The sequence below is a fragment of the Agromyces badenianii genome (assembly GCF_003070885.1).
Classification (GTDB): Bacteria; Actinomycetota; Actinomycetes; order Actinomycetales; family Microbacteriaceae; genus Agromyces; species Agromyces badenianii.
This window is the reverse complement of sequence record NZ_CP028913.1, coordinates 1,270,383-1,292,594: the sequence shown is the minus strand read 5'-3', so window position 1 is coordinate 1,292,594 and position 22,212 is coordinate 1,270,383. Positions and strand designations below refer to the sequence as shown.

Annotated in this window: 25 protein-coding genes and 1 tRNA gene; 15 read left to right on the top strand and 11 right to left on the bottom strand. The window is 67.4% G+C overall.

Annotated elements, in window-relative coordinates; translation table 11 throughout:
• Positions 1-62: 62 nt before the first annotated feature.
• From DCE93_RS06160 to DCE93_RS06145, 4 genes are all read left to right on the top strand, one after another.
• The gene (locus DCE93_RS06160) at positions 63-473 is read left to right on the top strand and encodes a GreA/GreB family elongation factor (protein WP_108595110.1); all 411 of its coding nucleotides are present in this window, start codon (positions 63-65) and stop codon (positions 471-473) included.
• Positions 474-668: 195 nt separating this feature from the next.
• Positions 669-1,118 carry an SRPBCC family protein gene (locus DCE93_RS06155; protein WP_108595109.1) on the top strand — a complete coding sequence of 150 codons (450 nt, stop codon included), beginning with the start codon at positions 669-671 and terminating at the stop codon, positions 1,116-1,118.
• 30 nt (positions 1,119-1,148) lie between these two features.
• The gene (locus DCE93_RS06150) at positions 1,149-2,087 is read left to right on the top strand and encodes an SDR family oxidoreductase (protein WP_108595108.1); all 939 of its coding nucleotides are present in this window, start codon (positions 1,149-1,151) and stop codon (positions 2,085-2,087) included.
• Positions 2,084-2,776 (top strand): DUF4386 domain-containing protein, encoded by a 693-nt coding sequence (locus tag DCE93_RS06145; protein ID WP_108595107.1) that lies wholly within the window; start codon positions 2,084-2,086, stop codon positions 2,774-2,776. The genes DCE93_RS06150 and DCE93_RS06145 overlap by 4 nt, the downstream gene beginning before the upstream one ends.
• 18 nt (positions 2,777-2,794) lie before the next feature.
• On the opposite strand, the gene DCE93_RS06140 is transcribed toward DCE93_RS06145, so the two are convergent.
• Together DCE93_RS06140 and DCE93_RS06135 are read right to left on the bottom strand one after the other, a co-directional pair.
• Positions 2,795-2,986: a helix-turn-helix transcriptional regulator gene (locus DCE93_RS06140; protein ID WP_108595106.1), complete on the bottom strand. Its 192-nt coding sequence runs from the start codon at positions 2,984-2,986 to the stop codon at positions 2,795-2,797.
• A complete protein-coding gene (locus DCE93_RS06135) occupies positions 2,983-3,483 on the bottom strand; it encodes a hypothetical protein (RefSeq protein ID WP_244284254.1) in 501 nt (166 codons plus the stop codon). The genes DCE93_RS06140 and DCE93_RS06135 overlap by 4 nt, the downstream gene beginning before the upstream one ends.
• Positions 3,484-3,547: 64 nt before the next feature.
• Here DCE93_RS06135 and DCE93_RS06130 point away from each other — a divergent pair, with 64 nt between their 5' ends.
• The 5 genes from DCE93_RS06130 to DCE93_RS06115 all read left to right on the top strand — a co-directional run bounded on the left by DCE93_RS06130 (position 3,548) and on the right by DCE93_RS06115 (position 6,624).
• Positions 3,548-3,970, top strand: a complete 423-nt coding sequence (locus tag DCE93_RS06130) for a DUF1801 domain-containing protein (protein WP_108595104.1) — start codon at positions 3,548-3,550, stop codon at positions 3,968-3,970.
• Positions 3,971-4,137: 167 nt separating this feature from the next.
• Positions 4,138-5,214: a sensor histidine kinase gene (locus DCE93_RS06125; RefSeq protein WP_165906109.1), complete on the top strand. Its 1,077-nt coding sequence runs from the start codon at positions 4,138-4,140 to the stop codon at positions 5,212-5,214.
• Positions 5,211-5,822 carry a response regulator transcription factor gene (locus tag DCE93_RS06120; RefSeq protein ID WP_168186175.1) on the top strand — a complete coding sequence of 204 codons (612 nt, stop codon included), beginning with the start codon at positions 5,211-5,213 and terminating at the stop codon, positions 5,820-5,822. The genes DCE93_RS06125 and DCE93_RS06120 overlap by 4 nt, the downstream gene beginning before the upstream one ends.
• A 188-nt stretch (positions 5,823-6,010) precedes the next feature.
• Positions 6,011-6,145, top strand: a complete 135-nt coding sequence (locus DCE93_RS14880) for a hypothetical protein (protein WP_268876775.1) — start codon at positions 6,011-6,013, stop codon at positions 6,143-6,145.
• Positions 6,142-6,624 (top strand): hypothetical protein, encoded by a 483-nt coding sequence (locus DCE93_RS06115; protein ID WP_108595101.1) that lies wholly within the window; start codon positions 6,142-6,144, stop codon positions 6,622-6,624. The genes DCE93_RS14880 and DCE93_RS06115 overlap by 4 nt, the downstream gene beginning before the upstream one ends.
• Positions 6,625-6,703: 79 nt before the next feature.
• Here DCE93_RS06115 and DCE93_RS06110 read toward each other — a convergent pair whose 3' ends face one another.
• Genes DCE93_RS06110 through DCE93_RS06085 form a run of 6 tightly spaced genes read right to left on the bottom strand, consistent with a single transcriptional unit; the run spans position 6,704 to position 16,067 of the window.
• Positions 6,704-7,429 carry a TetR/AcrR family transcriptional regulator gene (locus DCE93_RS06110; protein WP_244284253.1) on the bottom strand — a complete coding sequence of 242 codons (726 nt, stop codon included), beginning with the start codon at positions 7,427-7,429 and terminating at the stop codon, positions 6,704-6,706.
• 44 nt (positions 7,430-7,473) lie between these two features.
• Positions 7,474-9,177 carry an allophanate hydrolase gene (locus DCE93_RS06105; protein ID WP_108595099.1) on the bottom strand — a complete coding sequence of 568 codons (1,704 nt, stop codon included), beginning with the start codon at positions 9,175-9,177 and terminating at the stop codon, positions 7,474-7,476.
• Positions 9,174-12,827 (bottom strand): urea carboxylase, encoded by a 3,654-nt coding sequence (gene uca, locus DCE93_RS06100; protein ID WP_108595098.1) that lies wholly within the window; start codon positions 12,825-12,827, stop codon positions 9,174-9,176. Before uca ends, DCE93_RS06105 begins: the two co-directional genes overlap by 4 nt.
• Positions 12,824-13,573 (bottom strand): urea amidolyase associated protein UAAP2, encoded by a 750-nt coding sequence (locus tag DCE93_RS06095; protein ID WP_108595097.1) that lies wholly within the window; start codon positions 13,571-13,573, stop codon positions 12,824-12,826. Before DCE93_RS06095 ends, uca begins: the two co-directional genes overlap by 4 nt.
• Entirely contained in the window at positions 13,570-14,454 is an 885-nt protein-coding gene (locus tag DCE93_RS06090; protein WP_244284252.1) for an urea amidolyase associated protein UAAP1, read from the bottom strand. Before DCE93_RS06090 ends, DCE93_RS06095 begins: the two co-directional genes overlap by 4 nt.
• A 32-nt stretch (positions 14,455-14,486) precedes the next feature.
• Positions 14,487-16,067 (bottom strand): APC family permease, encoded by a 1,581-nt coding sequence (locus DCE93_RS06085; protein ID WP_420836969.1) that lies wholly within the window; start codon positions 16,065-16,067, stop codon positions 14,487-14,489.
• Positions 16,068-16,300: 233 nt separating this feature from the next.
• On the opposite strand from DCE93_RS06085, the gene DCE93_RS06080 reads away from it, so the two are divergent.
• From DCE93_RS06080 to DCE93_RS06070, 3 genes are all read left to right on the top strand, one after another.
• Complete coding sequence (locus tag DCE93_RS06080) at positions 16,301-16,570, top strand: hypothetical protein (RefSeq protein ID WP_108595094.1); 270 nt, start codon at positions 16,301-16,303, stop codon at positions 16,568-16,570.
• A gap of 202 nt (positions 16,571-16,772) precedes the next feature.
• Positions 16,773-17,354 carry an imm11 family protein gene (locus DCE93_RS06075; RefSeq protein ID WP_146184948.1) on the top strand — a complete coding sequence of 194 codons (582 nt, stop codon included), beginning with the start codon at positions 16,773-16,775 and terminating at the stop codon, positions 17,352-17,354.
• Positions 17,355-17,501: 147 nt separating this feature from the next.
• Entirely contained in the window at positions 17,502-18,083 is a 582-nt protein-coding gene (locus tag DCE93_RS06070; protein WP_146184947.1) for an imm11 family protein, read from the top strand.
• Positions 18,084-18,331: 248 nt separating this feature from the next.
• Here the strand turns inward: DCE93_RS06070 and DCE93_RS06065 are convergent.
• Positions 18,332-18,408, bottom strand: a tRNA-Pro gene (locus tag DCE93_RS06065).
• Positions 18,409-18,435: 27 nt separating this feature from the next.
• On the opposite strand from DCE93_RS06065, the gene DCE93_RS14555 reads away from it, so the two are divergent.
• Both DCE93_RS14555 and DCE93_RS06060 read left to right on the top strand, forming a co-directional pair.
• Entirely contained in the window at positions 18,436-18,603 is a 168-nt protein-coding gene (locus DCE93_RS14555) for a hypothetical protein (RefSeq protein WP_168186174.1), read from the top strand.
• Positions 18,604-18,611: 8 nt separating this feature from the next.
• The gene (locus tag DCE93_RS06060; protein WP_108595091.1) at positions 18,612-20,366 is read left to right on the top strand and encodes a pyruvate dehydrogenase; all 1,755 of its coding nucleotides are present in this window, start codon (positions 18,612-18,614) and stop codon (positions 20,364-20,366) included.
• A gap of 15 nt (positions 20,367-20,381) precedes the next feature.
• Here the strand turns inward: DCE93_RS06060 and DCE93_RS06055 are convergent, their stop codons facing one another.
• On the bottom strand, positions 20,382-21,038 hold the full coding sequence (locus DCE93_RS06055; protein ID WP_108595090.1) for a hypothetical protein: 657 nt from the start codon (positions 21,036-21,038) through the stop codon (positions 20,382-20,384).
• Positions 21,035-21,508, bottom strand: a complete 474-nt coding sequence (locus DCE93_RS06050; protein WP_108595089.1) for a MarR family winged helix-turn-helix transcriptional regulator — start codon at positions 21,506-21,508, stop codon at positions 21,035-21,037. Before DCE93_RS06050 ends, DCE93_RS06055 begins: the two co-directional genes overlap by 4 nt.
• 73 nt (positions 21,509-21,581) lie before the next feature.
• Between DCE93_RS06050 and DCE93_RS06045 the strand changes: the two genes are divergently transcribed.
• The gene (locus DCE93_RS06045) at positions 21,582-22,205 is read left to right on the top strand and encodes a GNAT family N-acetyltransferase (RefSeq protein WP_244284251.1); all 624 of its coding nucleotides are present in this window, start codon (positions 21,582-21,584) and stop codon (positions 22,203-22,205) included.
• Positions 22,206-22,212 lie beyond the last annotated feature (7 nt).

Genomic DNA, 22,212 nt, shown 5'->3' with positions numbered 1-22,212 from the left:
GGCTAGGATGGGAAGTTCTTTGCCAGACGACCCCTGGGTCGCCGAGAGGGAGGAATTCCCCGATGAACACGGAATCCGTATGGATGACCCCGGCCGCACTGGAGCGGCTCGAAGCAGAACTGGCGGAGCTCTCGCGGCCCGGACGAACACTGACCGACATCGAACAGGCCCGGGCCACGGAGCTTCGCACGATGGTGCGCAATGCCGAGGTCGGCCGCAAGCCCGACGACGGCCTGGTCGAGCCCGGCATGCGGGTCACGGTGCGCTTCGACGACGACGAGTCGGCCACGAGCTTCCTGCTCGGCAGCCGGGAACTCGCCGATCTCGACACGAGCGTCGACCTCGATGTCTACTCGCCCACGTCACCGCTCGGGGCCGCGATCGCCGGCCGGTACGTCGGCGATGCGGTCACCTACGAGGCGCCGAACCGCTCCGTGCGGGTCACGGTACTCGAAGCGGTGCCGTTCGGCTGAGCGACGACGGCGAGTGGATGCCGCGGGAGGAATATCACCCGCGGCATCCGCTCGACGTCACCCGAGCCGGTCTCGGCCGGCCGCCACCCCGCTCGATCGGGCGTCCGTCAAGCCCCTGTCCGCGAACCGCGTATGTTCCGATAATCGTGGGACGAGGCTGACCGGGTCGGCTCTCACGATCGAGAGGACGTACGCGTGTCGCGCAATGCTCGGGCCATGGCCTGCTCGCCGCAGACGGTGTTCGACGTCCTCGCGGACGGCTGGCTCTATCCGTGCTGGGTCGTCGGGGCATCGAGGATGCGGAACGTCGACAAGGCGTGGCCGGCGCAGAGCGCCGCGCTCCACCACTCCGTCGGAGTGTGGCCTCTCCTCATCGACGACGCGACCGTGAGCCTCCTCTGGCATCCGCCGCGCCGGGCGACGTTTCGCGCGAAGGGGTGGCCCCTCGGCGAGGCCCGCGTGACCATCGAGGTTCGCCCGTCGGCGAGCGGTTGCGTCGTCCGCATCCAGGAGGAGCCGACGAGCGGGCCCGGGAAATGGGTGCCGAGGGTTCTGACCGAGCCGATGCTGTACGTTCGCAACCGCGAGACGCTGCAGCGCCTCGCCTTCCTGTGCGAAGGGCGCGAAGAGAACAGCGAACCCTGACGCCGGTCGCTGCAGTGGAGGGAGCCGAGCATGTCGCGTGGACTCGATGGCGACGACCGAACCGAGATCGAAGCGGATGCCGCGGGGCCGAAGTCTCCCCCGCCGCAATCACGAACCGTGCTCATCACCGGCGCCAGCGGCGGCATCGGAAAGGCGACCGCACTCGGACTCGCCAGTTCGGGCGCGCACGTCGCGATCGTCGGACGTGATCGGCAGCGCACCGAGGCAGCGGCACGCGACATCCGTGCGGGCGGTGGTGCCAAGGTGGATGCCTTCATCGCCGACCTGTCAGCGCAGGCGGAAGTACGGCGGCTCGCAGCCGAGGTGCTGCAGCGCCTGCCGCGCATCGACGTGCTCATCAACAACGTGGGCGGATTCTGGCAGACCCGCCACGTCACGGCCGACGGCCTCGAGCGCACATTCGCGGTCAACCACCTCGCCCCCTTCCTGCTGACGAACCTCCTCCTCGACCGGTTGAGGTCGAGCGCCCCGGCCAGAGTCGTCACCGTGTCGTCGAACGCCCACCGCACGGGGCGCATCGATTTCGACGACCTCCAGGGTGAACGGGTGTACTCCGGGTCGCGCGCATACGACCAGTCGAAGCTCGCGAATGTGCTGTTCGCCTTCGAGCTGGCCAGGCGGCTGCAGGGCACCAGGGTCACCTCCAACGCGCTGCATCCCGGCGTCGTGCGCACCTCGTTCGGTGCCAAGGATCCGGCGGCGGTGCAGCGCTTCATCGTGCCGTTGCTCACGTCGTTCATGAAGTCACCCGCTCAAGGCGCCTCGACCTCGATGCACCTGGCCACGGCACCTGAACTCGAGCAGGTCACAGGCGGATTCTTCGCGAACCGCAAGCGCGTGAGGTCGTCGAAGCGCAGCGAGGATCGAGCCGATGCCGAGCGCCTGTGGCGGGTCAGCGCCGTGCTCGTCGGCTTGGAAAGGCGCGCGCGCGATGGAGGTCGTCGATGACGTCGTCGCCGGCCACGAGCATCCTCTTGATCGTTCTTCCGATCGCCTTCAACGCCGCCTTCGCGGCGCTGGCGAAGACCTTCGACTATCCCGAGATCCTGCGGCGGCCGACCCGCGAGATCCTCGCTCGGTTCCGGGCCGGCGATTCCGGCCTCGTGCTGCTCTGGTGGGGCTTCGCGATGACGGCCGTGCTCTTCGCGCCCCTCGCAGTGCTGCTCGCGTTCAGGCTCGACGGCGCCGACCCGACGGTTCTGGTGCTCGGCGCCACGGTCGGCGTGCTCGCGGCGCTCGTGCAGTTCCTCGGACTCATCCGCTGGCCGTTCCTCGTGCCGTACCTGGCCCGTGCCGACGCCGAACCCGACGCGACGGACGCGCGCCGGGAGGCGATCGACGTGATCTTCCAGTCCTTCAACCGCTACCTCGGCGTCGCCGTCGGAGAGCATCTGGGGTTCCTGCTGACCGGAGCGTGGAGCATCCTCTCGGGCATCGCTCTCATGCAGAGCGGGGCGGTGCACCCGATCGTCGGCGCGGCAGGCATCGTGATCGGCGCGGTGCTCGTCGTGTGCTCGTTCGAGTTCGTCGCCCCCTTCGAGCGGAACGGCTGGAAGCTCGCCGCGATGCTCACGCCGTTCACCTACATCGCCTGGTCGCTCTGGCTTGCGGTCACTGGGGTGGTGCTCCTCTTCTGAGCGCGGTGATCCCGACGATCAGTCGGGCGTGAAGATGTCTTCGATGGCGCAATCGAACGTCTGGGCGATGAGGAACGCCAGCGGCAATGAGGGATCGAACCGGCCCCGCTCGATCGAGATGACCGTCTGCCTCGACACGCCGAGTGCCGCAGCCAAGTCGGCCTGCGTCCAGTCTCGCGCGGCGCGGCGACCGGCGAGGTCGTTCTTCATTTCAGCGCTCGGTGGCGGATGACGAAGTAATGCAGTCCGGCATCCACCGCGCTCAACGCGATGAGGGCGAGGAGCACCGGGAGCGCGTCCACCTCGAACCGAAACACCATGACGATGACGGCGGCGACGATCGTGGCGATGAGCACGTCGAGGAACGCACCGGAGCCGGCTTGGCGCATCCAGAGCAGTTCCACGCTCTGCTCACCGCGCTCGTCACGGCTGACCGTGTTGTTCGAGACGAAGACCTTCAGGCCGAGCGACACGGACGGATATGCGGCACAGAGCGCTCCGATTCCCGCGGCGAGCCAGAAATCGTCTGGATTCGTTGCGGCCACGACGAGCGCGACGGCGATGGTCAGCACCGCGCCGAGCGCCAGCGCCAAGACGTAGTGGCCGAAGGGAACGCGGCCCCTCCTCGGGCTGGTGGAGGTAAAGTACGCTTTACTCATGCCACGAGTAAAGCACGCTTTACGTGCGGCGTCCAGCGATTCACCCACGCACACGCCTGCGGGAGCCTGCCGCAGTACGCTGGATCGTCCAGAACGTTCGCGAGGAGACCCCATGGCAGCGAAGCAGCCCGCGATGTCACCATCCGACCTGCCGGTCGAGGAAGTGCTCGACCGCGCCACGGGTCCTCGGCGCGCCGAGGCCGACGAACTGCTCGCGATTCTCGGCGAGATCAGCGGCGAGCAGCCGGTCGTGTGGGCGGGCCGCATCATCGGTTTCGGAGAGTTCGAGTACCGCTACGAGAGCGGGCGCGGGGGCCGCTCTCCCCGCCTCGCCTTCGCGCCAGGCCCCACGAAGCACACGATCTACCTCCCGGAGAATTTCTCGGAGCGCTGGCCCGATCTCGTAGCCGGGCTCGGCAAGCATCGTGCGAGCAAGGTCTGCCTCTACCTCACGCGGTTGACGGGGGTGGATCGCAGCGCGCTGCGCGCTCTGCTGGAGCGAGCGCTCGCCGAGACGCGATCGCAAGCGGGCTGAGCGCGCCTCGTTCTCGAGCCGCTCCCCCGCCGGAATCAGAGTGAGGTTCCGTTTACTCAACGAGCACAATCGGGCACGGCATGTGATGTGCCGGAGGTCGTATCGATTCGATGGCCGCTTCGGGGTACCGTCCAGGGGGAGCGCCTCGCGCTGCATGCCCATGGTCGATGCCGGAGAACGGCAAGTGGAGGAACGGAATGCGGGTTGAAGTGCCTGCGGTCTTCGGCGCGGTGATCGCCGAGCTGCATGAGCGGCTACTGGAACGAGGGAGTGTGCTGGCGACCGCCGAGGTGCTCGATGGCGGGCTGGAGTTTCAGGCCCGGTCGATCCTCGCGGAGACCTTCGCGGTGCTCGGCGGAGACGTCGAGTCACCCCTGGTCACGGTTGACTACAGCGATCCCGAGGTGTTGAGTGCGCACGGGCAGCGGTCCGCGGTATTGGACATCGATCCGTCGGAGCCGCTGATGGCTGCAGAAGTGCTGTTCGGCGTGGCGCTGCCGCTCGTTGCGGATGCGGTCGCCGTCGCTGGGGGTCGGCGACGGGATCTGGATGTTGCCCGGGCGTTGCATCATGCGATCTGGCGGCGGTTCCCGCCCGGCGCGATCGCCTATGTGGAGGTGCTTCGGGATCGACTGCGATCATCGGACCGCGAGGCGCGGTTGCGTCTCGCACGCGAGTTGCATGATCGAATCGCGCACGGCATCGCTGCCGGTGTGCAGCGGTTGGAGGCGGCCCAGCTGCGTCGACCGGATGAGGAAGTCGCTGCGGCGATCGGGATTCTCCGTGGTTCGCTCTTGGACACGCAGGACATCGCCGTCGACCTCCGGGCGCAGGTCGGTGACAGTGAACTGGCTGAGGCCCTGGAGGAATACGCGTACGCGACGGGAGGACGCGGCACGCTGCCCGTCCATGTCGCGCAGGTCGGCACGGTCAGGCCGCTGAGTGAGCTTGCCCGCGAGGAGCTGTTCACGATCATCGCTGAAGCGACCCGTAACGCCCGCACTCACGCACAGCAGGCAACCGCGGTGAACGCGCGACTGGAGTGGTCGCCGACCGCGCTGCAGGTCACGGTCACCGACGACGGGCTCGGCTACGACGACACCGCTCGCAAGCCGACCTCGTTCGGGCTGCGAGGAATAGCCGAGCGTGCTCGCACGATCGGGGCCACGATCGAGTTTCTCAACGCCCCCAGTGCTGCGGGCATCCGACTCACCCTGCAGTTCGCGGGCAGTGGCACGACGTGACGAGCGCGGCATCCGTCACCGTCGTCATCGCGGACGATCACGAGCTCTTCCGGGACGGTCTGCGGGCGATGCTCACGGCCGCCGATGGGGTGCGGGTCGTCGGCGAGGCCGCGACGCACGACCAGGCATACCAGCGGGTGCTCGCGACGCGACCCGATGTGCTGCTGCTCGACGTCGAGATGCCCGGCATTCCAGTGCTGTCGACGATCAGCCGGGTCCGAGCCGAGGCCCCGGCGACGCGGATCCTCATCGTCACGATGCACCGCGACCGGGTCCTCGCGAATCACCTGCGCGCGGCCGGCGCGGCCGGATTCGTGTCGAAGTCGGCCCCAGCGAGTGAACTGGTCGACGCGATCCATGCTGCGATCGACGTGCCCGACCCCATTCGCCGACCAGAGCTCGTCGCATCGGTGCTGTCTCTGCGCGAGAAGGAAGTGATGCGGTTGATCGCACAAGGCCTGTCCAACGACGAGATCGGTCGGTCGTTGTCGATCTCGGTCGGCACGGTCAAACGCCACAACACGAACATCTTCAGCAAGCTCGGAGCGACCTCTCGCACCGACGCAGTGCGGAAAGCATCACGGCTCGGGGAGATCCAATCGCCGTGATCAAGAGCGAGCCCCACTGGCGTCTCGACCCTGGAGGACGATGCTCCTGCGAACTCGAGTGGTGACTGATTCTGGCCATCGGACAGACGGCCCAGCGGCGGAATGTTGCAAAGGTCGTATCGCCCTTCGAGCGGACCGCGACATACGTTTCCGGTAGCCCTACCGTCACCGACCTGAGACGAGATCAAGTGAAACCGTACGACGCCGCTTTGCCCGACCGCGACACGCCGCGCGTGGATCCGAGCGCGATCAGCATGCCGCCGCACACCTCGATCGATATCACCGCTTACCTTCGCGCGGCCGACAGCGAGCCGACCGCATGATCCACGCGATCGAACGTGCGCCGCTGGTGATCACACTGAGCGTGCTGGCGCTTGCCTTGAGCGCCTGCACGTCGAACCCTGGAGCAAGCGCACCGACGTCCAAGTCCGCACCGGCGACGACGCAGCCTCCCGCCGACTCCGAGCTCATGCTGCCTGACGCCGACGCGCCCCACCTGTGCGGTCAGGTGAGCGCGCTCGAGGGCATCCGGTATCGCTCCGACTGGGAGCACGACCAGGGACTCATCGATGATGTCGAGTACTCATCACGGGTGGCGGCCATCGAGGACGGCTGGAGGTACATGGTCGTCGGAGGTACCGACGTGTCACCGGCCATCAAGGACGCGCAACAAGCGCTCGCTTCAGGCGGCATCGGCTACGAGAACACGCAGTTCCAACGCGCCGTGGGCGACGTTGCGGGCGCGTGCGACGAGGCCGGCTCGCTCGTTTCGGTCAGCGCCTTGCCCGGGCAGGGCGGCTGAGCGGATGCCCCCGGTCCTCACCGAGGCCGCGAGCGCTTCGGTGGCGCTCTTCGCCGCGCAACCTGCCCTTCAGCGGCAGTCAGGCCGGTTGCGCGGCGGATCGCTGCACGAGGGCGGTGATCCGATCGGCTTCCTCGCGCGCCGCCGAGATCTCGGCTGTCGACAGCCCGAGTACGCGGAGACAGGACGCAGCGATCGTGGCGTCGTCGTCACCCGTTGCGCCTTGGTCGTCGCGCCGCAACTGGATGACGACTTCGGTGAGCTGGATGAGGATCGCGCCGATGCGTTCCTCAGTGATGGTGCCGGTGACATCAGGGTGGGCGGCGGCAGCCCCCAGCCGTCCGTAGATCGCCCGCAATTCACGACGCTGATTGCGGAACGCGTCATACCGTGGGTCCTGTATCTCGGGCATGAGATAGAGGGTGCCGATGTTGTGCGGGGTGCGGCGGAGCGTGCGCGCGTCGATGCTGGCGAGGGCGAACAACGCACCCGCCGGGCTGAGCTCGTCGGGCACCCACGCCTCGATTCCCTCCACGAAATCGATGCTGGGGCGTACGGATCCGCTGAGCAGTTCGGCGAGGATGTCGTCCTTCCCCGCGAAATGGTAGTAGAGCGACTGCTGGCGAATGCCGACCCGGTCTGCGATCGCACGCGTCGATGATCCGGAGAATCCCGCCTCCGAAAACAGTGCGGCGGCGGCATCGAGGATCTGCTGCCGGGAAGAGACCCGTGTGTTGAGGTTCTCAGCGCTGGCGCGGGGACGGCCGGCTCTGCTGGGCGGTGGTGCGGAGTTCATGATTTCCATGCTCTCACTCTCGGCAACATCGCGGCACTTTGACAGGAAACGCACTACGACAGGGCCCTGGCGCGCTGCCAGGCGAGCCAACCGCCATAACGGCTGATGTTCTCCGCCCCCTCCGTCGCTACCGGTTCGCAGAGAAATCCCGGGACGGCCTGCCCGTCGTCGAGAGACACGCGCCCGATGGTCATCGGCGCCGGGAGTGAGGCGACGAAGCTGCCGAATCCGGCAGCCGGCAGCGACCACACCTCCCCCGTGACAGCGGCACCGCCGGTCGCGACCCGAAGCAGGCCGGGCTTCGGGGGTGTCGTGTCGAGAGCGAACAGGGCGTAATCGGCACTGGTCTGGACGGTCCGGGCGAAGGAGCCACCGGCGGCGACGAGCTGGTGGTTGAGCGGCTGGTCGGTGAGATGGGCGCCGACGACGAGGATCTCAATGGCGGGTGCGAGCAGACGCTCGGCAAGCTGGTGGACGGCGAGGTCGCGGAAGGCGGCGGCGGTGATCATCACCCCGAACGGAAGACCGTCCACTGTTCCGGCGGGAATCGCGGTGGAGGCGAAGTCGAGCAGATTGGCGAAGTTCGTGTACCGGCCCATCCGGCTGTTGCCGCCGATCGGGTCGGCCGCGAGCGCCTCGAGCGTCGGGTGCCACGTCGTGGTCGGCGTGAGCAGCGCGTCGCACCCGCTGAGGGCGGTGCGGGCGACAGCTCCGAGCCGGTCGAGTCTCTCCCGATCCAGGAAGAGTTCGACGGCGGTCTTCTCGGCGCCGCCGAGAATGATCGCCGCAACGGACGGGTCGAGGTCGGTACCGATGAGTTCCCGGTGCCCGTCTATGTGGGCGCCCACCGCGGCGTACCGCTCGGCGACGAACGCCCCGTTGTAGAGCATCTCGGCGGCCTTCAGCAGTGGGGAGACATCCACCTCGACGACCTCGACGCCGGTGTCGGCCAGGCGGCGTGCGGCGGCGTGAAAGGCGTCCGCCCAGCCGGGAGCGAGGCCGTCCAGCTGGTCGGCCGTGGGGATGCCGACGCGAGGACGGGCCGACAGCGCGGCACCAGCCGCGTGCTGCGCTGCTTCCTCGGCAGTGCGGGCCAGCGGGTCGATACCGTCGGGACCGGCGAGGAGCTCAGCTGCCTGTCGCGCTGTGCCGAGTTCGCGGGCGAAGACGGTGACGCAGTCGAGGGTACGGCAGGCGGGGACGACGCCCGTGGTGGGGATTCGGCCCCGGGTGAGCTTCACGCCGATGATCCCGTTCAATGCGGCGGGCACCCGGCCGGAGCCGGCAGTGTCGGTGCCGAGCGCGATGTCGACGATGCCCAGGGCGACGGCGACGGCGGAGCCGGAGCTGGATCCGCCGGAGATGCGCTCCGGATGCCAGGCATTCCGGACGGCGCCGTAGGGACTGCGGGAGCCGACGAGACCGGTGGCGAACTGGTCGAGGTTGGTCTTCCCGATGATCACGCTCCCGGCCTCGCGCAGTCGGCGCACCGCGGTGGCGTCGTTATCGGGTCGGTAGCGGAAACTGGGGGCTGCGGCGGTGGTGTCGAACCCCTCGACGTCGATGTTGTCCTTGATGCCGGCGACCGTTCCGGCGAGAGGAAGATCCTCGCCTGCGGCGACGCGGGCATCGATGGATGCGGCCTCGGCGAGGGCGTCGTCCATGTCTCGGAGGCTGATCCAGATCTCCGGTCGGTCGATGTCGCGGAGGCGGCGGTAGGCGGCGTGCACGCGGTCGACGGCGGTGGGGTGGGTCATGATGCGGCTCCGATGGTCGACAGAAGGATCTGGCCAGGTGTGACCTGGTCCCCGGGGCGAACGTAGATCTCGCCGACGACGCCATCCGAGGTGGCGAGCACAGACGATTCCATCTTCATCGCCTCGAGCGACATCAATTTCTCCCCCACCCTCACCGCCTGGCCGGGTTCGACGGCGACCTGCCACACGGTGGAGGTGAACGGTGCGGAAACGCCGGTGGCGCCTTCGGCGAGTACAACCGCGTCAGCCGGCGGGGCCTCTTTCGCATCCGGCCGGACGTCGAACTCGCCGGAGGCACGCCAGCGGTCTTTCTCCTCGCTGAACGCACGTGCCTGGATGGCACGGAACTCGGTGATCGACTCGGAATTGTCGGCGAGAAACTGCTGATATTCCGCGATCGCGAAGGTTCCTTCTTCGGTCTGGAAGTCGCCTCGACCTGCGTCGGTCTCAGCACGGAGCTCGAGGAGTTCGTCGGCTCCGACCTGGTACCACTCGATGCGGTCGAAGAACCGCAGCGCCCACGGGTTCTCGGCGAACAGCCCGCCGCGGCGGAAGCGGTTCCACACCTGTACGGTACGCCCGACGAACTGGTACCCGCCCGGTCCTTCCATGCCGTAGATGCACATGTAGGCGCCGCCGATGCCGACCGAGTTCTCGGCCGTCCAGGTGCGGGCCGGGTTGTACTTCGTGGTGACGAGGCGGTGGCGCGGGTCGAGCGGCGTTGCGACCGGCGCTCCCAGGTAGACGTCGCCCAGGCCGAGCACGAGGTATGTGGCGTCGAAGACGGTCTTGAGAACGTCGGCGACCGAGTCGAGCCCGTTGATGCGGCGGATGAAGTCGATGTTCGAGGGCGTCCACGGGGCGTCGGCGCGCACGCCGTTCATGTACCGCTCGATGGCGAGGTGTGTCGCCGGGTCGTCCCACGAGAGCGGGAGGCGCACTGTGCGCGACGGCACGACGAGTTCGTGAGTAGCAGGGATGTCCTCCTCGATCTCCCGCAGCATCCCCGCCAGCGTTGTTGCTTTCAGCTCCAGCGAATCGGTGTGAATCTGGAGTGAGCGGATGCCGGGGGTGAGTTCCACGACTCCCTTCGGCGATTCCTCGTTCAGTTTCGTCATCAGGGCGTGCACACGCATGCGGAGGCCGAGATCGAGGGTGAGGTCCCCGTACTCGACGAGGAGGTTGTCGTCGCCGTCACGCCGGTACGTCACAGAGGGGCGCTTGTCGTCGGCCTCGAGTCGGTCGATGACCCCGTCGTCGCCGTCTCCGCCGGAGCTGCGCACAGTGAAGGATGAGCGGTGGTGGACCAAGTCAGCGGCGTCGGCCTCCCGCACGGGCACGAATCGGATCGTGTCGCCCGGTCGCAGCTGGCCGAGTTTCCACAACTCGCCGCTGCCGACGACGGCGGGGCAGACGAATCCGCCGAGGCTCGGGCCGTCGGGGCCGAGGATGATCGGGGTGTCGCCGGTGAAATCGATGGCCCCGACCGCGTAGGGGTTGTCATGGATGTTGGACGGGTGAAGGCCGGCCTCGCCGCCGTCTTCGCGGGCCCACTCCGGTCGCGGGCCGTCGAGGCGGACCCCGGTGCGAGCGGAGTTGTAGTGCACCACGTAGTCCGTGGCGTAGAAGACGTCCATATCGGCGCGGGTGAAGAAGTCGGGGGCGCCGTGGGGACCTTCGGTGACGCCGATCTGCCAGGTGGAGGTTATCGCCGGGCGGCGGTCGGGCGGCGTGGGTCCGCCGATCAGTCCCAGCCGGGTGCCCGCGGCGAATGCCGGGTGAGGCGCGTCGGAGTCCGGTGACCCAGGCCGCAGTACGTCACCGGGGAGCAAAGCACGCCCGGCGTGGCCGCCGAAACCCCCCAGCGTGAATGTGGACGCGCTGCCGAGATAGAGCGGGACGTCGATCCCGCCACGAACAGCGAGGTATGCGCGCTGGCCCGGGCCGGTGAGGGTGCCGATCGTCAGAACGCTGCCGGCGGCGGCTTCGACCGGTTCCCACATTGGAACCGGTTCGTCGTCGAGGGTCGCGAAGGTCGGTGCCCCGGCCAGCGCTATCAAGGCGGGCGCGCTGAACCGGAGGGTGGGGCCGGTTGCCGTGATCTCGAGTCCGGGAGCACCTGCGGGGTTGCCGACGGCGAGGTTCGCCTCGGTGAACGAGACGGCGTCCATGGGTCCGCTCGGCGGGACGCCGATCTGCCAGTACCCGATGCGACCGGGGAGGTCTTGGACGGTGGTCATCGCGCCGGAGTCGAGGACGTCGATGCGGGGATCCGGATCTGCTGTCGCGTCCAGCGTGGAGGTCGAGTGAGTGGCGACCCGCAGGGTCGTCTCGTCGGTGAGCGAACGGAGTAGTCCGAGATTGGTGACGACCCCGTCGATTCGGCTGGCGTCGAGGCCTTCGCGGAGCAGGTCGAGGGCCGCGTCGCGGGTAGGAGCTGCGGCGATGACCTTGGCGAGCATCGGGTCGTAGTACGGAGAGACCTCCAGCCCGGTCTCGATCCACCCGTCGATACGGACCCCGCTGAGGTCGGGTGCGCCATAGCCCGGGAAGATCGCCTGTGTGACCAGGCCGGAGCTCGGCAGTCCGTTCTTCGCGGAATCCTCCGCGTAGACCCGCGCCTCGAACGCGTGGCCGATGGGCTCGAACGGGGCGGTGAAGATGGTCGGGTCGATGCCGTCGGCGCCGTCGCGGGCGAGGCGCAGCATCATCGCGACGAGGTCGACCCCGTAAACCTCCTCCGTGACCGGGTGCTCGACCTGGAGGCGTGTGTTCACTTCGAGGAAGGATGCCTCTTCCCGTATCGGGTCGTAGACGAACTCGACGGTGCCCGCAGAGCGGTACGACACTGAAGAGGCGAGAGACCGGGCGGAATCGTGCAACTGTCGGCGGACGACGTCGGGGAGGGCGGGCGCGGGGGCCTCTTCGATGACCTTCTGGTTGCGGCGCTGGAGTGAGCAGTCGCGGTCCCCGATGACCGCGACACGGCCATCGCCGGCGCCGAACAGCTGAACCTCGACATGACGGGCCGTGCGCACCAGTCGCTCGAGGAACACGCCGGCGGAGCCGAAGTTCTTCTCCCCCAGCCGGGCCACCCGGTCGTACGCCTCACGCACCTCCTCCACAGTGGCGCATGCCTGCATGCCGATACCTCCGCCGCCGCCGGTGGCTTTCAGCATCACGGGCAAGCCGATGCGTTCTGCTTCGGCGACTGCTTCCTCGGCGGATGACAGCAGGCCCGTGCCGGCCAGCATGGGAACGCCGGCGAGGGCTGCGAGCTTCCGTGCAGCGTGCTTCTCACCGAATGCGGCGATCTGGTCGACGGTAGGGCCGATGAAGCTGATGCCCGCGGCTTCGATCCGGCGGGCGAAGTCGAGGTTCTCCGACAGAAAGCCGTATCCGGGGTGGATCGCACCAACACCGAGACGGTTGGCCGCCTCGAGAATCTTCTCGATGTCCAGGTACGACTCGCGTGCCGGCGCCGGCCCCAGGCGGACCGCCTCGTCGGCTTCGCGTACGTGCGGTGCCGCACGGTCGGCATCCGAATACACCGCGACCGTGCGCAGACCCAACGTTCTCGCAGAGCGGATGATCCGCCGTGCGATCTCCCCCCGGTTGGCGATGAGGAGGGTGTCGAAGGCGTGGTTCATGCGTTCTCCGGTCCGGTCATGGCGAGCGTGTCGGTGACGATCATCCGAAGGGGCGTGCAGTTGAAGTCGTTGCAGGGGTTGTTCATCTGGGGGCAGTTGGAGACGATCACCAGCACGTCCATCTCGGCGCGCAGCGCGACCCGCTTCCCGGGCGCAGACATCCCGTCGACGATGCCGAGGGCGCCATCTGCCTCGACGGGGACGTTCATGAACCAGTTGATGTTGGAGACGAGATCGCGAGCGCCGAGTCCGTGGCGCGCGGCTTCGACGAGGAAGTTCTCCCGGCAACCATGCTGGTGCTCGGTGTGGAACCCGTACCGGAGGGTGTTGGACTCCTTCGAACAGGCCCCGCCGATGGTGTCCTGCCGGTCGATCTCGTTGCCGGTGACCGTCATCAGCGGGAGGCCGAGGTTCGACCGGAGCACGGACCCTTCGCGAAGGTAGGCGTTGCCCTGCCAGGCAAGAGTGTCGGTGGCCGAGTACCGTTCGTCGGTGTCATGAGCGTTGTAGACGAGGAAATCGGCGGACTGATTGCCGCCGACATCGACGATGGTGAGGATTTGGCCGGCGCGCAGCACGGCAGACCAGGGCGCGAGCGGCGCCACCGTCTGATCGCTGACCAGCGAACCGTCGGCAAGGGGCCCGGCCGGGTCCAGGATGGTGTCGACGGTGTACTGGGCGCCCACGGGCACGGTGGACTGGATGCGCCGCATTCCACTGCCATGGGTGGTGGTCGTTGTCGTCATAGCCCTCGGGCCTCCGCGTAGTCGATCGAGTTGAGGTAGGCGCGGTTCACTTCAGGGGTCGCCGCGAACTGGGGGTCGCCGGGCAGGGTGGGCTTGCCTGGCCAGGCGTGCACCCGAAGGGGGCCGACCAGGTAGTCGGCGGCGGGGTCCAACGGATGAGGGACGTTGACGATGAGCACCAGGAGCGGGAGCTCGGCGACGAGCTCGACATGGGAGCCGGGGCCGGCGCTGCCCTGGAAGGTGAGCGTCCCGTCGGGTTCGACGTGGACGCCCTGGAAGAAGGAGATGCTGGGCGGAAGATCGCGGCCGGTGAGTCCGTGTTTGGAGGCTGCGAGGAGAAACCGGGACCGGCCTGATGGGGCGGGCCCCTCAGGGTCGGCGGATCCGTATTTCGCGATACTGGCTTCGTCGGTGGTGGTACCGCAGAAGGTGTCGTGTCGGCCGGAGGTGTCTCCGGTGATGGTTGCCAGTGCTCGACCATCGCCGGAGAGCAGCGGGTGGCCGGTGCCGAGGTAGGCCTGCCAAGGGATCTTGATGGTGTCGGCGACGTTCAACCGTTCGCTCGGCTCGAGGGCGTTGAAGAGGATGACGTGGGCGCACGCGTCCCCTGTCGGGTCGTCGAGGCGGATGCGGGTGCCGCGGGCGACGATCTTGTGCGTGTACCCTCCGGGGGCAACGGTCTCCGCCCAGGTCAGGGTGGCCGATTCGATGCCCTCAGGGGCGAACGGGGAGGTGGACGCCGGTCGGTACGGCATGTAGTCGGCGGTGCGCTCCGCTTGCGCGCGGGCGTCGGCGCGGGCAGCGAGAACGCTGTCGGTGAGATGGTCGTCGGCTATCGAAGGCATGGTGCCGTCGCTTTCTGTCAGGGATGCCGCTCGCACGGGTGGCGGCACGGGAGATGGTGCGGGTGCGCCTAGGCGTTCACGGCGACAGCGTCGCCGGGGGCGCTGGTGAGAACCGCCGTCGCCGGGAGGTGTCCGAGCTGGATCGCACCATCGCGGGCGTGATTGCGGCGGTGCACGAAGAAGCCGACGGCGAGCGTGGCGCCGATGAACAGCAGCGCACTCCACTGCAGCCACCATGTCGTGCCGGTGAGGTCGTAGATCTCGGCGCGTGGCCAGACGAGGTTCACGACCATGCCGACTTGGAAGACGACCGCGAGCACGTTGAGCGGAATCCCCCAACGGCCGAGGGTGAAGAGACACTTGCCGTCTTCGTCGACGCCGGGCGGGAAGGTCTGGCCGCGGAGCGCGATCCGACGCATGAGCAGCGGTACCGTCACGCCCAGATAAGCCAGGTACAGCATCGCGATGCACAGGCTCGACAGCGCGGTGAAGATCGCGCTCTGGCCGAAGTTGACCGCCAACGCGAGGGCCGCGCCCACGCCGATCACGATGCTCGTGGCGATCGGAGTGCCCGTGCGTGGCGACACCGTGGCCAGGGTGCGCCAAAACGGCAGCGCGCGTTCGCGGGCCATCGAGAACACCATCCGCGAACCGGATGTCTGTACCGCCAAGGTGCAGGCGAAGACCGCCACCGCGACGGCCACGAGCAGGAGCCGGCCGAAGACCGGGCCCACGCGCTCGGTGACCACATAGGCGATGCCGCCGCCCGCGAGGTTGCCGTCGCTCAGACTCGGTGCCGCGACGAGAGCGGCGATGATCAGCAGCGCTCCGCCGAGTCCGGAGACGACGACCGCGCGAATGATCGCCAGGGGAATGGTCTTGCGCGGGGCGTGGGTCTCCTCGGCGAGCTCCCCCGCCGAGTCGAAGCCGACGAGCACGTAGGCGGCCATGAGCGATGATGCGAGGAAGGCCCAGATGTAGGGGTCATCGGTCGGGCCGGCGCCCTCAGTGGTGAAGACGATCGACGCGTCTCGGGCGGGCAGCAGCATGAGCGCGGCTACCAGCACAACCACCCCGACAATTTCGATCAGCACGCCGACGCTGGTGGTGAGGGCCATGATGCGCACGCTCAGAATGTTGAACACCGTCGTGATCACGAGAAGAATGACGCCGAGCAGCACCGCGTTCTGAGCCCCGGTGGCGGACGCCAGCGACGGGTCGGCCGTCGGGCCGCCCACGATCTGAAAGCCGTCCCAGATGGCAGGGAGCACAGCTTGTACGGCGATCGCTGCGACGGCGACGGTGAGCGTCTGCGCGACGATCATCACCCAGCCGGTGAACCACCCGAACGTCGTCCCGGCGAGTCTGCTCGCCCACTGGAAGATCGAGCCGGCGATCGGCCAGCTCGCGGCGAGCTGTGCGAAGTTGAGAGCCACCAACAGCTGTCCTGCGAAGACGATCGGCCACGTCCAGAAGAACGCGGCCCCGCCGATTCCGAAGCCGAGCCCGAAGAGCTGGAACACGGTGGTGAGGATCGAGACGAAGGAGAAGCTCGCCGCGAACGAGGCGAACGAGCCCACTCCCCGGTGGAGCTCCTGCCGGTAGAGCTTGGTCGATGGGGACGGAGCGAGGTGAAGCGAGGGTGGCACCTGAGCACTCATGGGAACGGCCTTCCGCGAACAGACATCCAATACCTGTCAGCTGACAGGTGATGGGTTCATCGTCGACTTCACGGGTTGCGACGCCGTTGCCCTCTTGTTAAGTCTGCGTTTCGGGAGCCCCAGCAGTGTTTCGAGTTCCTACATCGCTCATGCCACCCAGGCACCGAATCGCCCGGGCTGCGTGCTGCGAGCTGCGAGCTGCGGGCACGAGATAATGAAGCATGTCCTCCTCCATCGAACGCAGCTCCAATCCGGCTGCCTGGGCCGCGTTCTGGTTCGCGCTGGCCGGCCTCGTGCTCATGCCCATCCCGCTGTTCATCGGGCTGATCCTCGGCGGCGGCCTCTCGATCGTCGCCGCAATCCTCGCCGTGATCGCCCTCTTCAAGGGGCTCGCGCGCAGCGGCAAGGGCATCGCGCCCGTCGTGTTCGCCGCGATCTTCATCGCGCTCACGTGGGGCGGCATCTCGGTCGGGGGCGGCATCGTCTGGTAGGTCGACCGGCCCCCACCGGCCACCGCGGCCTCGACACAAAGAGCAACATCGACTTCGTCAACGAGATCATGGTCGAGGCTGAGCTGAACGGATCGGTGCAGGAAGGTCTCGCCACGATCGAGGAGGCACTGCTCAGCGGGCGGCTCTTCCCGAAAGTAGGACAAAGGCGGGCGCCACGTCGGGCATGGAGGATTCAGCGACGATGAGGCTTTACAAGCTTGACAGCGCAGAGGAATTCGCTTGGGTGGAGTCGGCCACAGACGAGGACAGCGACTACTTCCGCCAGATCTACGGAGATGCGAGCAGGCGCGCCGACGACTGGGTCGCCCCTCATTTCATTCTGAGGACCACCCTAGGTAGGCAGAACCTGCGCATCCCGGACCTGCACTCACGAGTGACGTCTGACATGTTCCTGAACGACCGGGCCCGCGCAGTGATCGAGCCGGTCGCACGTGAAGACGTCGAGTTCCTTCCCGTGTGCCTCGGAGACGAGGTCATCTGGTTTATGCACGTGGTCCGTGTGATAGACGCGATCGACTTGGAGCACACCGAACGCGACCGATCGTGGGGCAGCATCGACCCGAGAAGGTGGGCGTTCCGCGAGGAAGCGATACCCGCAGAGGTCGCCGTATTCCGGCTCCCGCCGAACCAGCGTTTCATCCGCCCCTACATATATACCGAAGGCTTGGTCAACACGATCCTCGACGCCGGACTGACCGGCAGAGAGTTCCAACTCATCTGGGACAGCGATCTCGACACGCAGCCGTTCGTCCCGCCGTTTTGACAGCACCGGTGAAGAGGAGGCACTGCTCAGCGGGCGGCTCTTCCCGAAAGTAGGACAAAGGCGGGTGCCACGTACCCTCCACACTGGACACAGGCGACGCGTCAGAAGCGCCATGAGCGCTAGTAAGGTATGGAGGATTCAGCGACGATGAGGCTTTACAAGCTTGACAGCGCAGAGGGATTCGCTTTTGTGAACTCGGCCACAGACGAGGACGACGACTACTTCCACCAGATCTACGGAGATACGAACAGGCGCGCCGACGACTGGGTCGCCCCTCACTTCATTCTGAGGACCACCCTAGGTAGGCAGAACCTGCGCATCCCGGACCTGCACTCACAAGTGACGTCAGACATGTTCCTGAACGACCGGGCCCGCGCAGTGATCGAGCCGGTCGCACGTGAAGACGTCGAGTTCCTTCCCCTGCGCCTCGGAGACGAGGTCATCTGGTTTATGCACGTGGTCCGTGTGATAGACGCGATCGACTTGGAGCACACCGAACACGACCGATCGTGGGGCAGCATCGACCCGAGAAGGTGGGCGTTCCGCGAGGAAGCGATACCCGCAGAGGTCGCCGTATTCCGGCTCCCGCCGAACCAGCGTTTCATCAGCCCCTACATATATACCGAAGGCTTGGTCGACACGATCCTCGACGCCGGACTGACCGGCAGAGAGTTCCAACTCATCTGGGACAGCGATCTCGACACGCAGCCGTTCGTCCCGCCGTTCTAGTGGCTCGAGGTCCCACGCATCGGCGGGGGCCGTTGCGGAGACGATCTGCAGGTTCTCGTGTGTGTCCATACCGACGAGGTGCGCACGGCGCTTCCCGACGATCGGAGACAACCGGAAGCAACTGTTCGCTGCCGGAGGGCTGGTGCGAGAAATCGGCCCCGAAGGGTTCAAAGGGATGAGTTGTTGATGAGTGAATCAAGTGACACAACCTCAAAAGTCCCGGAAACCCTTGAGTTTCCGGGACTTTCTGGTCGGGCTGACAGGATTTGAACCTGCGACCCCTTGACCCCCAGTCAAGTGCGCTACCAAGCTGCGCCACAGCCCGATGCCATCGAATTCCTCCGAAGACAACTTGACCATCATAGCGGCATCCGAGGGCGTCCTCGTGCACACGAGAGCACCCGCGGCATCCGTCGGTCTCGCCTTCGACTCGCGCCGCATGCATCCTCCTCAACCGCTGGGAACCCTCGACCTCGAGCCCATTCCCGGCAAGACTGGGAACCACGTACGCAAGTTCTAGGGGGAACCGTGGCACGCACCATCGCCGACCAACTTGTCGACCAGCTCATCGATGCGGGGGTCGATCACATCTACGGCATCGTCGGGGATTCGCTGAATCCCATCGTCGATGCCGTGCGTCGATCCGGGGGCGCCGCGAAGGGCGGCATCGACTGGATCCACGTGCGACACGAGGAATCCGCCGCCTTCATGGCCGCTGCCGAGGCACAGCTCACGGGAAAGCTCGCGGTCTGCGCCGGCAGTTGCGGTCCGGGCAACCTGCACCTCGTCAACGGACTGTACGACGCGCACCGCTCGGGCGCACCGGTGCTCGCCATCGCGAGCCACATCCCGAGTGCGCAGATCGGTTCGGGGTACTTCCAGGAGACGCATCCCGAGCGCCTGTTCGTGGAGTGCTCGAACTACTGCGAGCAGATCATGACCGCTGCGCAGTCGCCGCGGGTCGTCAACTCGGCGCTGCGGCACTCGATCACCGGCCCCGGGGTGTCGGTGATCATCATGCCCGGGGATGTCGCGGGGTTCGATGCATCCGAATCGTTTCCGTCACTCGTGCTCACCGAGCCGGCGACCCTCGTTCCCGCTGAGGCCGACGTGCGTCGCCTCGCCGAGGCGATCGACGCGGCCGAGACCGTCGCGATCTTCGCGGGCGCCGGCGTCGAGGGCGCCCACGACGAGGTCGTCGCCTTCGCCCAGCTGCTCAAGGCGCCCATCGGTCACACCCTGCGGGGCAAGCAGTGGATCCAATACAACAACCCCTTCGACGTCGGCATGACGGGCCTGCTCGGCTACGGCGCGGCGCACGCGGGCATCCACGACGCCGACCTGCTGCTGCTCGTCGGCACCGACTTCCCGTACGAGCAGTTCCTGCCCGACCCCGCGCAGGTCGTGATCGGTCAGATCGACGCGGATGCCGCGCACCTCGGCCGTCGCGTCAGCGTGGCGCATCCCGTGCACGGCGACGTGCGAGCGACCATCGCCCGCCTCACCGAGCTCGTGGCACCGAAGACCGACCGAGCCTTTCTCGACCGCATGCTGAAGAAGCATCGCAAGCTCCTCGATTCCGTCGTCGGCACCTACGCCGATGTCTCGGCGACGGAGCCGATCCATCCCGAGTACGCGATCTCGCTCATCGACCAGGCCGCAGCCCATGACGCGGTGTTCACGGCCGACACCGGCATGGGCAACGTCTGGCAGGCTCGCTACGTCACGCCGGGGCCCGACCGGCGCATCATCGGCTCGTTCATCCACGGTTCGATGGCGAACGCGGTCCCTCACGCGATCGGCGCTCAGTTCGCCGAGCCGCATCGCCAGGTCGTCGCGATCGCCGGTGACGGCGGTCTCTCGATGCTGCTCGGTGAACTCATCACCGCGGCGACGTACAAGCTGCCGATCAAGGTCTTCGTGTTCAACAACTCGTCGCTGGGGCTCGTCAAGCTCGAGATGCTCGTCGATGGCTTCCCATCGTTCGGCGTCGACGTGCCGGGGGTCGACTACGCGGGCATCGCGGAGGCCATCGGCTTCCGCGCGGAACGCGTCGATCACCCCCGGGCACTGGAGGACGCCGTTGCGACCGCCCTCTCGCACGACGGTCCGGCCCTGCTCGACATCGTGACCGACCCGCGGGCGCTCTCGCTGCCGCCGGCGATCACGGGCGATCAGGTGAAGGGCTTCGCCCTCGCCATGTCGAAGACCGTGCTGCACGGCGGTGCAGCAGAGGCCGTGGCGATGGCACGGTCGAACATCCGGCATCTGCCGGGGCTCTGACGTCGCCGGCGGGAGTCAGATGTACTTCCGCACCTCGTCCATGAACGCCACCGGGTCGTCGACCCAGATGCGCACGCCGGTGATCTGCTGCCGCCCGCCCGCCACGCCGTGCCCCGGCAGCCGCACGAGCGTGGGGCGTTCGAGTTCGATCTCGAGAGCGGTCTCGTTGTTCATTCGCAGCATGAGGGTGCGCGAGGCATCCGTCTCGACGATCTTGGGCGACTTGGGCTCGTCGACCTGGAGGTTGCGTGCGACCGATGCGATGTCGTCCCAGCTCAGCGCGACGTCGGTCTCGAGGCCGGCGCGCACCCGGATGCCCTCGGGCCCGACCGTGTGTGGCCGCATGAGGTGCGCGCACAGGAGGCCGAACATCCACGTGACCCCCCAGATGCCGAGCACGAGGAGGGTGATGCGCACGGCCGGCCAACGGTGCACGATGAGGTCGAAGATCGGAATCTCCACGGCCGAGAGCACGATGAAGATCATGAGGATCGTCACCACCGGCTTGTGGTAGCCGAACCCTGCGGCACCCCGCGGCACCGCCGGGCGCCGCGCGATGAACCGGCCGATGCTCGCGTAGATGCTGAGTTCCATGACCAGCGCTCGCTTCAGGAAGCGGCCGATGCGCAGCCAGACGGATGTCTCGGGGCGAGCCGAGGTCGCGGTGCTCACTCCCCCACCGCCTGGTTCCGAGCCTGCCGCTCGGCGTCGGCCGCGATGAGTTCCCGAAGCCGCCCGCTGATCGCCTCGACGCCGCGCAGGAGCGCCGCGCGATCGGCCGGAGCGACCGCACCGAGCAGCTCGGCCGAGAGTTCGGCATGCTCGCGCTGCATGTCGTGCATCATGCCCTGTGCGGAGACCGTGAGCGACACGATGATGGCCCGGCGGTCGCTCGGGTGCGGCGAGCGGGTGACGTAGCCGCCCGCTTCGAGGGCGTCGACGAGGCCCGTGATGTTGCGCGGACTGACCTCGAGTCGGCTCGCGAGAGCGTGCTGCGTCGACGGGCCGGTCGCCGCGAGCTCCCAGAGCAGCCGAGTGCGCGAGGGGGTGAGCGGCGTGCCGTCGAATGCTCGGGCCATGTCTTTCTGGAAGAGCTCGCTCACCTCGAGCAGCCGGTCGAGCACGGTGATCTCGGGAGTCATACCATGATGATACTACATTGTTACGTCTCTTCACATTTACGTGGATGTCGGTGGTCGGCGTTAGCGTCGAGAGATGATGACCGACATCACCGAAGATCTCGATCCCGCGCCGCTGCGGGTCGTTCCGGCGGGTGAAGTGCCGTTCGCCCAGGTCGAAGCCGTCTTCGGCACGCGGGGCGACCCCGCGCACTGCTGGTGCCAGTGGTACAAGATCCCGGGCAGTGACTGGCGGGCCACCGGCGACGAAGATCTGCATGATCGGCTTCGATTGCAGATGCAGGCTCCGGGTGCGGGTCCGGGCCTTCTCGCCTACGACGGCGAGACCCCGGTCGGCTGGTGTGCCGTCGAACCGCGAAGCGCTCTCGTGCGCCTGCGTCGCAGCCGCATCGTCGCGGGCGGCACCCCGCACCCCGACTTCGACGATCCCGACATCTGGTCGGTCTCGTGCTTCGTCGTTCCGCGGGCGTATCGACGGCGCGGCGTCGGCCGCGCGCTCACCGAGGCCGCGGTCGAGTACGCCCGCAGTCGTGGCGCCGGCCTGCTCGAGGGCTACGCCGTCGACCCGTCCGCCCGCGCGAAGACGTCGGCCGACGCGCTCTTCCACGGCACCGTCACGATGTTCGAGGGCGCGGGGTTCACCGAGGTCGCACGACCCACGGCCGATCGCGCCATCATGCAACGTCGACTGCGCGACTGACCGCGCA